The sequence below is a fragment of the Amnibacterium setariae genome (assembly GCF_003581425.1).
GTDB classification, from domain to species: domain Bacteria; phylum Actinomycetota; class Actinomycetes; order Actinomycetales; family Microbacteriaceae; genus Amnibacterium; species Amnibacterium setariae.
The window spans coordinates 1535162-1549559 of sequence record NZ_QXTG01000002.1; the positions used below are offsets into that span (position 1 = coordinate 1535162).

The 14398-nt window shown below is 61.0% G+C and carries 9 protein-coding genes; 1 reads left to right on the forward strand and 8 read right to left on the reverse strand.

Annotated features, from left to right (window positions below; genetic code table 11):
* Nucleotides 1–7: 7 nt before the first annotated feature.
* Nucleotides 8–1324, reverse strand: coding sequence for a UDP-glucose dehydrogenase family protein (locus D1781_RS15550; RefSeq protein ID WP_119483111.1), 1317 nt, complete (start codon nt 1322–1324; stop codon nt 8–10).
* 161 nt (nt 1325–1485) lie between these two features.
* A complete protein-coding gene (locus D1781_RS15555) occupies nt 1486–2787 on the reverse strand; it encodes a WcaI family glycosyltransferase (RefSeq protein ID WP_119483112.1) in 1302 nt (433 codons plus the stop codon).
* A 1126-nt stretch (nt 2788–3913) separates the two neighbouring features.
* Here D1781_RS15555 and D1781_RS15565 point away from each other — a divergent pair.
* Nucleotides 3914–5272, forward strand: coding sequence for a polysaccharide biosynthesis tyrosine autokinase (locus D1781_RS15565; RefSeq protein ID WP_158590126.1), 1359 nt, complete (start codon nt 3914–3916; stop codon nt 5270–5272).
* 498 nt (nt 5273–5770) lie between these two features.
* Here D1781_RS15565 and D1781_RS15570 read toward each other — a convergent pair whose 3' ends face one another.
* The 6 genes from D1781_RS15570 to D1781_RS15595 form a co-directional block, all read right to left on the reverse strand.
* Nucleotides 5771–6838 carry a glycosyltransferase family 4 protein gene (locus D1781_RS15570; RefSeq protein ID WP_158590127.1) on the reverse strand — a complete coding sequence of 356 codons (1068 nt, stop codon included), beginning with the start codon at nt 6836–6838 and terminating at the stop codon, nt 5771–5773.
* A 2221-nt stretch (nt 6839–9059) separates the two neighbouring features.
* Nucleotides 9060–10274: an O-antigen ligase family protein gene (locus tag D1781_RS15575; protein ID WP_158590128.1), complete on the reverse strand. Its 1215-nt coding sequence runs from the start codon at nt 10272–10274 to the stop codon at nt 9060–9062.
* A gap of 55 nt (nt 10275–10329) precedes the next feature.
* Nucleotides 10330–11424: a glycosyltransferase family 4 protein gene (locus D1781_RS15580; protein ID WP_147392122.1), complete on the reverse strand. Its 1095-nt coding sequence runs from the start codon at nt 11422–11424 to the stop codon at nt 10330–10332.
* Between the two features lie 274 nt (nt 11425–11698).
* Complete coding sequence (locus D1781_RS18175; protein WP_407641672.1) at nt 11699–12916, reverse strand: acyltransferase family protein; 1218 nt, start codon at nt 12914–12916, stop codon at nt 11699–11701.
* 225 nt (nt 12917–13141) lie between these two features.
* Nucleotides 13142–14125: a GDP-L-fucose synthase family protein gene (locus D1781_RS15590; RefSeq protein ID WP_119483119.1), complete on the reverse strand. Its 984-nt coding sequence runs from the start codon at nt 14123–14125 to the stop codon at nt 13142–13144.
* The coding region (locus tag D1781_RS15595) for a GDP-mannose 4,6-dehydratase (protein ID WP_199706639.1) at nt 14122–14398 on the reverse strand (277 nt) is incomplete at its 5' end. The genes D1781_RS15595 and D1781_RS15590, both read right to left, overlap by 4 nt.

Here is a 14398-nt window from a genome sequence, read left to right on the forward strand (position 1 = left end):
CCTCGGTTCAGGGGCGTCCCATTCCGATGTAGGTCCATCCCGCCCCACGCCACGTCTCCGGATCGAGCACGTTGCGCCCGTCGATGATGAGCGGCGTGCGGACGTGTGCCCTGAGCGCGACCGGGTCGAGCTCCCGGTACTCCTTCCACTCCGTGACGAGCACGACGCAATCGGAGCCGTAGAGCGCGTCCTGCGTGTCCGTCGCGAACCCGAGTTGCGGCTGCAGGCGGATCGAGTTGGGGATCGCCTCAGGATCCGTCGCGATCACGTGCGCGCCGCGCCCGTTCAGCTGCACGGCGACGTCGAGCGCGGGGCTGTCGCGCACGTCGTCGGAGTCCGGCTTGAACGCCAGCCCGAGCACGGTGACCTTCTTCTGGAACACCTGCCCGCCAAGCGCCTCGACGACGAGGTCGACCATGCGCTGCCGCCGACGGAGGTTGATGGCGTCGATCTCCTTTAGGAACGCGACGGACTCCCCTCGCCCGAGCTCCTCGGCACGAGCCGAGAACGCGCGGATGTCCTTCGGAAGGCAACCGCCGCCGAATCCGATCCCGGCGTTCAGGAAGCGACGGCCGATGCGAGCGTCGTACCCGATCGCATCGGCGAGCTTCGTGACATCGGCTCCGGCGACTTCGGAGATCTCCGCCATCGCGTTGATGAAGCTGATCTTCGTCGCGAGGAACGCATTCGCGGCGACCTTCACGAGCTCGGCGGTCTGGTAGTCGGCGACGACCAGCGGCGTCTCGTGCGAAAGCGCGGTCGCGTAGACCTCGTCGAGCAGTGCCTTCGCAGTTGCGGCATCGCGTTCCTCGGCGGGTAGCCCGTAGACGAGGCGGTCCGGCGCGATCGTGTCCTTGACGGCGTACCCCTCGCGGAGGAACTCAGGGTTCCAGGCGAGGAGCGCGCCGGATCCTGCGTCCTTGACCTTCTGCGCCAAACGTGCGGCCGTCCCCACGGGAACGGTCGACTTCCCCACGATCAGGTCTCCGTCAGACAGGTGCGGGATGAGCGCCTCGATGGCGGCATCGACGTAGGTCAGGTCCGCGGAGTTCGACCCGCGCGCTTGCGGGGTTCCCACGGCGACGAAGTGCACTCGCGCTCCGCGCACCTGCTGCATCGAGGTCGTGAACGCGAGCCGACCGGTTGCGCCTGCAGACTTCAGGATCTCGGGCAGCCCCGGCTCGAAGAACGGAGCCTCCCCTGCGGCGAGCGCTTGCACCTTGCCGGGATCGACGTCGACGCCGACCACTTCGTGCCCGAGCTCCGCCATCGAGGCCGCGTGCACAGCCCCGAGATAGCCACAACCGATCACAGAAATTCGCACAGCAGCGCCGTCCTTCGAGGGAGGGAAGAAGGTGCCACAGTCATTGTGGCGAGGGGATGGGTGACACCCACCGCCAGCGCAACCTTATGCAGTGGCGACGCATCGACTCCAGTGCCCGAGGAGCGGAGCACGCTTGGCATGGGTCCGCGGGCGGCTTGCGTCTATGCACCGGCGCTCAAGTCGTGCTGCGCAGGTCGCGTCTCGCCGACCATACGAGAACCCTGACGAGACGACCGTCGCTCGCGTCCGGATTGCACGACCCGCGTGAGCAGGTTCTCGAATCGATCGATCGCTGCGGTCTCCGACAGCACGCGCTGCTGATAGTGCTGGCCGTTCCGTCCCAGAGCGTCGGCTCGCGCGCTGTCGTCCCGCAGCTCGAGTGCGGCTGCGAGCAGGGCGGCGGGCGTCGCCGGCGCGATGCGGAGACCCGCGTCGGCGGCGGTCACCTCGTGCGCAGTGACACTGCCCGAGTCCGTCGCCGCGATCACCGGGCGGCCGCTCGAGAAGTAGGACGTCAGCTTGCTCGGCACGGCCATGTCGCGCAGGCCGGCGTGCTCGTTGACCAGCAGCGCGTCCGCGGCGCGCAACGCCGGCTGGTACTCGTCAGCGGGAAGCGGATCCAGGAAGCTGACGGACCGCACCCCTTCTGCTTTGGCCTCCAACCTGGCCCGCTCACCGCCGTTCCCCATGAGGACGAACCGGACCGGAGCGCCTCGCTCATCGGCGAGTCGGCCGGCTTCGATCACGTTGTCGAGGTCCTGCTTCTTCCCCATCGCGCCGGAGTGCAGCACGACCGTCTCGTCGGGTGGCCACTTGAGACGCTCCCGATCGACCTCTCGGTCCCCGACCGCGCCCTGCTGAAGGTGGGTCCAGTTCCGGACGACCTCGATCCGTTCCGCCGGAGTACCGAGCTGCCTGACAACCTCGGCGAATCGCGCGTGGATGACCCCGACCCCGTCGGCGTTCCGCAGCACAGCGGACTCCATGGCCCGGATGAATCGGACGACGGCGCCGTCCTCGGCGCCGCCCTGGGTCTCGACCATGCCAGAGCTGTACACGTCTTGGACCCACACGACGGACGGGGTGCGGGTCAGGTTCGCGCGCAGCAGAGCGAGCCCGGTCGAGAACAGGGCGGGCGAGACAAACAGCACCACGTCCGGCCGCCCCCACCGGGCTGTCATCGCCCACAACCCAAACGAGATCTCCGAGAGCATTCGCCGCACGCCGCTCGGCCGAGAAGGCACGTAGTGCCGCAGGCGTCGGACCATCACGCCGTTGAGACGCTCGGTCCTACTCCACCCTTCATAGCCATCAGCGATCCGCCACTCTGGATAGTGCGGCATGGTCGTGATGACGCGCACTCGGTGGCCACGCACAGCCATGCCCCGACTGAGCGCAGCGGTGTAGGGCGCAATCCCGGTCGGCTCAGGGGCGTAGTTCAACCCTATGACCAGGATCTTCACTCGTCGCCCCCTCGACTCGGTGCCGCCAACACTGCCATCCCGGCGCCATCGACCGCCGACCCGAGTACGCCCACGAACGGCCGGACCGATGTGCGCGGGCAGGTGCGTCAGATCGTCACGGAGATGTGAACGGGTTCGGCACCATCATGCCTGACCGCTGTTGCCCGGACGCTCCCATCTTCGACCGACTCTCGCAGACGGCTCCCGAAGCAACCACCTTCCGACAGACGCAACGGTGCCGATAGCCTTGACGCTGCAGCGTCGCTCAGGCTCGCCGCATCCGGCGTGCCACCACCCGAGCCGCTGAATGTGCGAGGAGCACGAGTGACAAACGTCCCCCCAGCAAGCCCAGCCGACCCTCCGGTAATCAACCTCGCCGACGCGCCAGGTGAACGCGCTGCATGGGATCGCCCTCTCTGGCAGGTGCTCGCCTGGTCCGTCGTCGAGCTCGTGCTAGTTACAAATCCGTGGCAGATCAGTTCGGCGCTCCGGGTTGCAGCACTGCGCGCATTCGGCGCGAAGATCGGACATCAGGTCGTCTTTCGCCCCCGCACTCGCGTTCGCTTCCCGTGGAAGCTGAGCATCGGTCATCGCAGCTGGATCGGCGAAGGTGTCTGGCTCCACAACCAAGCGCGGATCACAATCGGATCAGACGTCGTCATCTCTCAGGAAAGCTTCCTCACGACCGGCAGTCACCGACACCGTCGTGACATGGCGCTCATCACGCGACCGATCACGATCGGGGACGGTGCCTGGGTCACGTCCCGCGCAATGGTCCTCGGAGGCACAACGCTTGGACGGTCTGTGCTCGTGCGCCCCATGAGCGTCGTTCAGGGATCATTCGATGCGAATTCAGTCGTGTCCGGCAATCCAGCCACCACAGTCGGACGCCGATTCAATCATGCGCCCTCCGGGCGCTACGCGAGGGATACCTAGTGCCCGGACTCGCCTCCGACTTAGTCCTCACTAGGATGAAGGCCCCTGAAGCCGAAACGGCGGCCGCTTCCGTCTTGAGATACGTTGCTCCCACTGGCGTAGCAAGTGACACGCCGCCTTCGCCGTCACGGCGCAGCAAGAAATCAGACCTCAGTACAGCGCCGTGCGCAACTCCCAAGAACGAGGAATGATGGGACTTCGCGAATACTTAGGCATTCTTCGGAAGAGCCTCCTGCTCATGGGTGCGTGCGTCCTACTCGGCGCCGGACTCGCCACGGCCTGGACACTGACTCGCACTCCAACTTATGACTCGGAGAGCCAGGTTTTTGTCTCGACGCAAGGCGGCGGAAGCCTCGCTGACCTCGCGCAGGGCTCGACGTTCACCCAGTCTCGAGTCGCCACTTATACAGCGCTCGTCACAACACCAACCGTCACTAGCGCCGTCATCAAGAGCCTCAACTTGAATGAGACAAGCACTAGCCTCCCATCATCCATCTCGGCATCGAATCCAACTAACACCAACCTGATTCAGATCACCGTCACGCAAAAAAATCCTGCACTGGCCGCGTCGATCGCGAACGCACTGGCAGATCGCCTGACGCAAACAGTGCAGGAACTTGAAACACCCGTAGGCGACAGCAGCAGTCCAGTTAAACTGACAAGAGTCTCAACCGCGCAACCATCCCCTCGCCCGTCGAGCCCAAACGTCGCTCTCAACATCACATTCGGCATCCTCCTCGGACTCATCACAGGCTTGATCATTGCCTTCGTAAGAGAACTCGTGAACACGAAGGTTCGGACAGCTTCGGACCTCGAACAAGTCTTGTCCGTGCCAAATCTCGGACTCATACCCTTTCGCAAGGACGTTCAGCTTCAACCCCTCGTCGTAATCAACTCGCCGACCAGCACCAGCGCGGAAGCATTTCGCATGCTTCGAACGAACCTCCGCTTTATCGAGATGGGGAAGAACAGGTGTTACGTGGCGACATCGAGCCTTCCCACCGAAGGTAAGTCAACAACGGTAGTGAATCTCGCTATCGCCTTGGCGGAATCAGGCTCGAAAGTCGTGGTGGTCGACGCTGATCTACGCCGACCGCGCGTTGCAGAATACCTCGGGATTGACGGCAGCGTCGGCCTAACCGATATCCTGGTCGGCGGCGCTCATTGGAAGTCGACGATGGTCGAGTGGGGCAACGCGGGGCTTCACGTGCTTCCCTCTGGCCCCATTCCTCCGAATCCCAGCGAGCTGCTCGGCTCCGAGGAGATGACGACACTCCTCGCGGTGTTGAGCAGTCAGTTCGAGATTGTCCTCTGCGACGCGCCTCCACTTCTGCCAGTTACTGATTCTGCGATTTTGGCCCGCGCAACAGACGGCGCAATTCTCGTTGTTGCCGGCGGCCGCACATCCCGTGGCCAGGTCGCCAATGCGGCCGCTAGTCTCACCGCAGCGGGAGCGAACATAGCCGGTACTGTCCTCACGATGGTGCGCGGATCCCAGTCCTATGGGTACGCATATGAATATGCAGATAAGCAAACCGGCGCCGCCTGACGAATCCGGCTGACGGGGTTTTGATCACCCCCGCACAACGTCGGAACGAGAACCTCTACCACACCTAAATAGCGACTTATCCTCCTCCAGCTCAGGCGAGGAGTCCGAGCAGACCGAGCAATTGAGGGTTCTGACCGTGTCCAGCAGGGGCCAACAACGACTCTTCGTACGAACGAAGACCGTTCCGGAAGAACTATTCTCCACAGAAAAATCGATTGAGTCGGACACAGCCAAAGCATCACTACGCTGGCGCGCGGATCTCAGCCATCCTCAACCGTGGCGCGCTTTGTGGACGGCTGAAGCGAGTTGTAACTATCAGCATGGGGAGTCTTCCCCCATACCGTTATATGCGGGACGAGCGATTGCGTACTAGCGGGAGGGAAGGTTCAGACTGACACACGCAGTGCAGCGTCACGCAAACGGGCAGTTTCAGCAGCAGCGCTGACCTCAAGCGTGGGCAGCCAGCAACGATTGCGAACGGCTTCTCAAGCACCGTACTCACTCGCGGCGCGCTCGAGCAATATCCTCCAACTCGAAACAGGCCTCAATGCTCAACTGACGCCATTCACTTGCAGCGGCGAGCGCCCATGCTGAGTTCACCATCTCGCCAACCAACAGCGGATCTCGTAAACTCCGAATAGCCCGCTCGATCCAGTCATCACCCTCAATCTCCATGTAATGCACACCTGGAGATGCTCCAATTCCCTCAGCCGCAACGCGAGTCGCGACGACGGGAACGCGAGTTCCCATCGCCTCGAGCACCTTGATACGTGAGCCTCCACCTTGCATGTGAGGGGCTACGAGAGCGTGATGATCCGCCATGGCGGCCCGCGCGTCTGGTACGCGCCCAACGAAATCAAATCTGGGGTCCCGCGCGCACAACTCCCGAGCCTCCGATTCTGGCCCGCTGCCAGCGACCGTGACCCTAAAGTCGTTTGTGCTCGCTTGAGCCGCCCGTGAAAGTCGCCGGAGCGCGTCAATATTCGCCGAATAGCCAAGCGACCCGAGAAAAAGCAGCCTAGGGCTTTCGTGCTCTCCGAGGAACGAACGCTCGAGGTCGAGGAGGGTCGTTCCGTTCGGCACGACCCTCACAGTCGAAGAGCGCGGCAACGCGTCCTTGTCTTCGTCACTGACCACCCAAGTGCTGGCTGAGGCCTCCACGTACCGGTGCTCGAACCGCTCCGTGAGCTGCACCTGACGGGCAAGTAGAGCCCTCTCGGGCCAACGGTGCCCGAGAGAGCCTGCTATACGTTTCAACCGCGCACTATTCACATTATGCGTGTCTAGAACGGTACGGCTGAGTAAACGGTCGGGAATCGTGGCCCATGCAAAAGGCTGATTCGCCAGGATAACATCGGGGTCGAGTGCACTCAACTCATCAGTGACCCAAGCCCGCAAGGATTTTTTCCCTGCGGGATAGTAATGCTCAATCGCCATACGCCTCGCTGTGGCAGATAAGTACGCGGAGCGAGGCATTCGGTAGGGCACGCCAACGTCGGGCGGTGGAAAGCGCACGTCGGCCTCAGTCCAGGGATCTTCTCTTGAGTCCAGCACGAACCACGTCACGTCGAACGTCCTCGCGAACTCGGAAGTGAGCCCTTCGAGGCGCACACGTTCCCCGGCGTCTCGCGCGCCTACCCCGTACCAACTGACGATAGCCAACTTAGGCAAGTGAACCACCTTGCCCGTCGCGACCTTCGACAGACATGAGGGCCGACTCAGAGAGCTCGCGCCACACGTCCCCAGCGGAGATGTGTGCAGATTCAACATGCGTAATCAGGTCGTGCCGCGGGGAAATATATCGCCGGTGACGCCTCCTGACAGACAAAGCAAGCAGGTTTATGAGAAGGCGCATCGGAACTCTGACGAGACCTTTCATCCAAGACTTCGGGCTGGATCGAAGATTGAGATCGCGATTCAGATGTCGCCAGGAAAACGGACGTATGCCCTGAACTGTCGCCCCTGTCGCATGAGCGAACGGAGCGCCGCCATACATCACGAATCTGAGCGTGGACGCGTCCGATTTGAGGATAACTCCCGGCACTGCATAAGACGATGTTGGATGGGAAATCTCGCGCCAGCCAGACGCAATAGGCCGCGATGACATTCGCACCGGGCGTAACGGCTGACTCCGATGTGTCGCGTGCCACGCCCTATCGTCTGGCGTGTACAACGCAAGATATGCGTCAGGAGAGGAGACGAAGCCCGCGACTAGAGCGGTGAGAGCCGAAGGTCGGTAGATGTAATCATCCTCACAAAAAACAACAAGCGTCGCTCCGTCCCTCACCCGCGCCAACGCCGTATTCAGGGCAAGTTTGAACGAGCGACGATTGTTTCCAGCAGACACGAGGTGAACGTCAGCGAACTTTGCATAGACCGGCTCCGTTCCGACGGGCACACCTCCGTCCGCGATCACGTCGACTGTGACCGGAGCATCAAGTTCTCCGACGGCAATTCGGAGAGTTTCCGCGCAAGCAACCTTGCTGAACCAGTCCGGCCGGTTCTTTTTATTCGACCTCGGCGTCGTTCTAACAACGACCGCAACCCGCACCTCAACCACCTAAGTCCTCCGTCCCAAATCTTCTTCGCACCCGCAGTTCCCGCAGCAACAGTAACCACCAAAGCGGCACCATGATCGCCGACGCCAGAGCGAGGCCTCCGACAGCACCAAGCAAACCAAAGGAGGCTGCTCCAGTCACCGAAAGGCCGAATAGCAATGGGCCGTACAGCAGGTTGAGTTTGAAGATGTACCGGGTGGCCCCAAGCACCCGAAACACGATCGATGCGCCCGTAGTCGCACCCTGTAGCGCCATAAAAAGCGCCACCGGCACGAGAACGACAACCGTCGTACGCCAAGATGCACCCAACACCATGACGCCAGCAGACGCCGGGACGAGCGTCCAGACTAGGCCCCAGCCCGCAAAAGCAAGAAATAGGACGCCACCCACAACTACGGACCAAAGGACCAGTCGGCGAGGGCTAGCCCGACTTCGTCTCAGCTCAGGGATACTGAACTGGACCGCGCCGCTGCTCAGCACTCCCACTGGCCCCATGATCGTCTGAGCTCCCCGGATTGCTCCGACGGCCGATAGACCTGCGAGCCCCGAAACTGCAAGGAGCGATAGTTGAAGCGCGCCTAATGCAGTAACCATCTGACCTACCAGCGGGAGACTGATCGCTCGGTTCGCGTACAGAAATTCCCTCGTCCCGACAACGCTCGGCGCAGGGCTCCAGAGCTTAAGAACTGTGACACCCGCAACGGAGGAAATTAGCGCCCCCACACCCCATGTCCCACTATAGAGCACCACACTTCTACTGCCAGCTAGAGTCAGAAACAAGAACCCGAGCAGCTGCGATGTAAACCAAATTCCATCAATAAGCAATGCGACCGCTGGCTTATGCCTAGAGAAGGCGATGCTGCGCAACGTATCTTGAACCACAACGAACGGCATCGAAACCGCAACGGCCATCAACGGCCCTGAGAGAGGCGAGGAGAAGATAACCGCTACAACACAGGTCGCAGCGCCGACGAGAGCGCTCACGACCAGCGCGGCCCCAATTGCTCCCAATTCTACGCCGCGGTCGGCAGCAGTCGCTCTGATCAGAACGATCTGTCCCGCAATGCACTGAACGACACTAAGCGTGAAGACGTAGACGGTAAATCCTACAGTGAAACCACCGAACTCGCTAGCCCCGACTTGGCGTGCGACGAACACGCTCACAGCCGCTGTGATGAGGCTCGAGATGCCCTGGTCACCAATAGTCACTGCGAGGCGAAAGCTAGCGCTCATGGGTTATCCAGTAGTTGGCGCCGCCGCCCCAGCAAGTGCGCACCCATAATTACGCCGAACATGACCCAGAAGACCGGCAATGCAATCGTAGATACGGAGAGCCATGAAATCATGAACATTCCGAGCCATGCCGCAGCCCACCATGTATGCCGGTTCAGCAGCAGAAACGCAAGCAGTGCCAGTATCGCCGAGAACAAGGGCACGCCAGACAATAACCCGCCCTCAAGAAGTACCGCGAGATAGGAGTTCCCGGCTTGATTGTATGCGGTCAGTTCAACTCCGCGCACGTGAACGAGACTCGGGAGCACGTAACGAGACTGCCCATCTCCAATTCCAACTAGCGGATGTGCAGCAATCAATCGGAGACTTGCGTCATTCAGCGCTGCACGAACAAGGGAAGAGGCATCCTGCGCGTTCAAGATCCGGTCAACACGGTCCACCACCGCTAGCGCGACGGGAGTTTGCCCCACAAGAAACAGCACCGCCGCACTCGCCCCAACATACGCGATCAGCCGCGGGCCGCGAGTGATCATGAAAGCCGCGATATAACACGCAGCAACTAGAAGCGGTCCGAACGCGAGCGAAGACAGCCCACTCACTAGCAAGAAAACTCTTCCCACCTCAGGACGTAGGCGGGGTGAGATTAGGCGACTATGGGCCACCGCGACCCCGTATAGACAGAAGAAGCCGTAATACGCAGGTTCGCTGTAGAAGCTTTCAGGTCGAAGATAGCCGTTTGCGGCTCGGAAACGGAGGTCAAGAACGTTAGATAACTGTCCGCTCCCAATATTGAGATCAACCAGTTGCACGGCGCCAACAAGGGCACCGGCCACCGCCAAGAGGTATACGGCAGAAACCGATATCCGAAGTGAATGCTCTGTGCATGTAAGGGCGAATACTAACGCAATAATGGCGAGTTGGAACTCGTGAAAGAGACTTAAGAGCAGCTGCAATTGAACCACACCTGGATCCAATAGTCCTCTTAACAACTGCGAGAGAGCAAGGGCGACTAACCACAGAAACAATATCGCGAGAACAGGCGAACTCCGCCGTGCTTTCGGAACTATCGAATGTAGCGCGGTACGCACGAGCCACAGCGTAGACGCGAGAGTGAATATCGGCGTGGGAACGTGAAATACGTCTTCCAGGTAAAGGTCGTACTTCTCCAGGAAGACCGACGCAATCATCGCGGTGAGCAGAGTGTCTCCCATGCGGCCAGACGGGATGTACCTCGCAACTGCTACGTCACCGCGGTCGACTGGCGATTCAATCATCTTCTGCCACTTTCAAAGCCATCCGATGTCGCGATACCCAATCAGACCGACTCGTCAACGCCCTGGCAATGCGTGGCTCCTGGGAAGCCAGCTTCGCCGCCTTCCGCACGGCCTCAGCAATTGCCTGTGGAGAGTCACCGCTAGCGAGCACCCCATCCAATTGGACAACGGGCTCCGCCATCCCGGATGACGGGTGTGTCACGAGAATCAATCCGCATGCGGCACCTTCGAGTAAAGCCAGAGGCAGCCCTTCTCCAGTCCCCGCCGAGGTGAAGATTAAGATTTCACACGCTCTATACGCCACTGTTGGATCTGCGAGATGGCCAGCAAAGATAACCCTCTTGGGGGCATATATGCCTTTCGCGAGAGTCTCAAGTTGATCCCCGGCTCCTACAAATAGAAGATCGATATCGGCTTCAACAGCCGCCTCAATAGCAAGGTCAGGACGCTTGCCGGTTTCCACGCGACCGATCCACAGCGCGGATACTTCTGATTCGGCGATGTTGAATCGCTTCTTTGCTGCTTTGACTTCGCCTGAAGCTGGCGCGGCATATCGACTGACATCGACTGTATTCGGTATCACCTCGACTCGTCCGCTGACCCCGACAGATTTGACGTCTGAAGCCACCGCGCTACTTACCGCTATAATCGAGTCCGCATAACGGCTCGTGCGCCTGTACAACTTCCCGAGTATGCGAGAACGCCAAGACCGGCGAAACCGGCCGTGCTCCGTCCACACCACGTTCCCGTAACGCCGGAGTACTTTCGAAAGGCCAAGCTGCTCACGTTTGAATTGTACGTGGAAGGTCGCCCCGCGATGCTTTCTGGCGATGCGGGCAACTGCTATGCACTGCAGCGGCCATTTGAGCAGCGACAGCAGCGGACTTTCGGCACCCCACTTGTTCGTTAGGCCCGCCCTGCCGAAGATTGGGAGTCCTGCTTCCGCCCACCCCGGGATGTGTCCGATCAAGCCGACTGGTATACCTGCGGTCCTCATTTCTGAGTAGAGATCTACCGCATAGCGCTCCGCTCCCCCGAGACCAGTCGTACCAGCGACAAGGACGCACTCATGCACTTTGCTTTTCACCTCTGAGGAACCCTCCCTGAGCCCAGACCCACCACGGCCTTACGGCGTGGATCGACGGAGACGCATGAACTGAACTCGCGGACTGGGAACTATTTGCCGGCGCAACGACGCAGCTGCGGTGAAGAGATAGACCTGGTCGCCTTCCGCAGTTCATCATCGTCCTCCAAATTTGCGTCGTCGAGTGATGTCACGGGGGCGCTCGACACGCCAAGAAGCGTCGTCAACATATGACCCCGCGTGACTCGTCGCGCTGTAAGCGCCACGCCTCACGGCGCTAAGGCTTTGACCCACGGCGCGTAGCTTCATATTGGTGCCGTGCGATCTCTGTGCCAGCGCTTAACCGGTCCGACGCGCTAATCGCTCGCGCCACCCTTCTTGCCAGAGAATGACTGGGCCGTTCGATTAGCAGATTAAATGTCCAGCCAACAGTCACCGCGACTGGTATTGACAGGAGCGCGGCAAGCCATTCCCAATCGGGTCGCGCCAGAAGCGCTGCGCTCACAATGATGGGTTCGTGCACTAGATAGAGGCTAAAGGACACCTTCCCGAGCCACGTGATGGCCGGGGTCGTCAGAAGGCGCCTTGCGGTGCCGGTCTGTGCCGATATGAATACAATGACTACGGCACTAGCTATGACTATTGGAAATGCGAAGTCAACGGCGTGCAATGCAGCTGGCAAGCCTACAATTGCCCACGTACAAGTGAATGCGGCACTCGTTGCGATTGTAATGACCGTCCAGATAAGACGGGACGAGGCGCTCGATTGAATTCGTTGCGCGATGTCCGACACCTCATTCCAGTGGACGGCGAGGAGCACACCAAGAGCGAAGACGGGTAGGTATTGAAGTATTCCGATGTGAGTGGCGCGCCCGATCGTGGATGCGGCGAGTGCAATTCCTGCTAGCACCCACGGGTGGGCGCGCAGTCGCGTTGCAATCAGAATGTAAAGGGGCAGCAACAGTGAGAAGAGAACCTCATATTGTAACGACCACAGAGGGCTATTAAGCTTCGATGCTCCTGTTACCACAAATACATCCAACAGAACGCGCCAAGGGGTGAGTTCTTGGTGATGAAGGTTCACCCAATAGCTGAGGGCTGGGTCGGTACGCCGGACTACGGTCGTTGCCCACACCAGAGCTAATGCGACCGACGCGGCCAAGGGCACGTATAGGCGCACTAAGCGTTGTGGATAGTAGGCCCTCCAATCAAAGTGCGACCGGTGCGCCATTATCGGGAGCGTTAGCACAAGTCCACTCAGTACAAAAAACACCATCACCGACTCATTGCCAGCCCAGAATAGGTGAAGCGGTGTATATGTGAAGGCCCATTCAAACCATGTGTGCTGGACTGGTATATTATAATCCAGCGCCGCAAATACCGGGATAGTCAATACGGCATGATTGATGACCACCGCCGCGGCTGCTGTGCCTCGTAGGCCGTCGAGGCTAGATATGCGCCCTTGCCCATGTGTGGTCGCCGGCGGCTGTGTCACAGGACTTCCTTTGGTGATGAGTCGCGCACTCTAAGGTGCCAAGCGCGCAGCGCGTGCCGCCCAGCATCGGACGACTATTTCCTGTCTCGTGGTTGGGCGACTTCGTGGTATTACGGTCAATCCGCGGGGTCGAGGTGGGGTCTGCCCTCCGAGCGAGCCTCGAGCTTCTGTCATAGACAGGACTCGCGAAGTTCGCGCGGGGAGCTCGTGGCTCAAATGGTCGATTTAGGTTCTGACGATCTCGGCGTGCGCGCGGAACCAGTCGACGGTGGACGCCACGCCCTCAGCAAGTCCAATTTTCGAGCTCCAGCCGGCCGCAGTGAGCTTGCTCACGTCCAGGAGCTTTTGAGGAGTCCCGTCCGGCTTCGTCGTGTCCCACTCGGTGTCACCGGTGTAGCCGACGACTTCGGCGACGGTCTCCGCGATCTCCTTGATCGTCACGTCCGAGCCGGTCCCGACGTTCACCTGAGCCGGGCCGTCGTAGTGCTCCAGCAGGTGCAGGCAGGCATCGGCCATGTCATCGACGTGCAGGAACTCTCGCCGGGGGCTGCCGGTTCCCCAGTTCGTCACCGAAGTCGAGCCCGACGCCTTTGCCTCGTCGTACCGACGGATCAGGGCCGGCAGGACATGGGAGCCCTTCGGGGAGAAGTTGTCGTTCGGCCCGTAGAGGTTCGTGGGCATGGCCGAGATCCACGGCAGCCCGTACTCGCGGCGCACCGACTGCACGCCGAGGATGCCGGCGATCTTTGCGATCGCGTACGCGTCGTTCGTCTCCTCCAGGTGCCCGGTGAGGAGGGTGTCCTCCTTGATGGGCTGCGGCGCGAACTTCGGGTAGATGCAGCTGGACCCGAGGAAGAGCAGGCGCTCCGTCTCCTGCGCCAGTGCCGCGTCCATCACGTTGATTTGGATCCGCAGGTTGTCGCTGAGGAACTCGACCGGGAAGGTGCTGTTTGCGAGGATGCCGCCGACCTTCGCGGCTGCGAGCACGACGTACCTCGGCTTCGTCTCGGCTATGAACGCGAACACTGCGTCACGGTTCTTCAGATCGAGCTCGGCCGAGGTGCGGCCCACAATGTCCGTGAACCCTTCGGCCTGGAGCTTGCGGACGATCGCGGACCCGACGAGCCCGCGATGGCCGGCGACGTAGACGCGGGCGTCGCGATCCAACGGCGTCGGGGTGTACTCGACCCCGCCCTTGAGATCCGTCATGCGCCGACGCCGAGTGCGGCGTTGTGCTTCGAGGCCCAGGAGTCGAGCCGAACAGTGTCGATCCACGGCCGACCCTCGTGCTCGAGCGCCTCGACGTCCGCGTCGACCATCAGCTTCGCCAGCTGCAGCCCGTCGACCGTCGGCGTCCAGCCCAGCTCGGTGCGTGCCTTCGTCGCGTCACCGATCAGCGCGTCGACCTCCGTCGGGCGCAGGTACCGCTCGTCGAACCGCACGTAGTCGTCCCACTTCAACCCCACGTGCGCGAACGAGGTC

Coding starts and splice junctions, on each gene's coding strand:
- D1781_RS15590 (WP_119483119.1), bottom strand. CDS start 14,125: ATGACGGATCTCAAGGGCGGGGTCGAGTACACCCCGACGCCGTTGGAT.
- D1781_RS15565 (WP_158590126.1), top strand. CDS start 3,914: ATGGGACTTCGCGAATACTTAGGCATTCTTCGGAAGAGCCTCCTGCTC.
- D1781_RS15575 (WP_158590128.1), bottom strand. CDS start 10,274: ATGGGAGACACTCTGCTCACCGCGATGATTGCGTCGGTCTTCCTGGAG.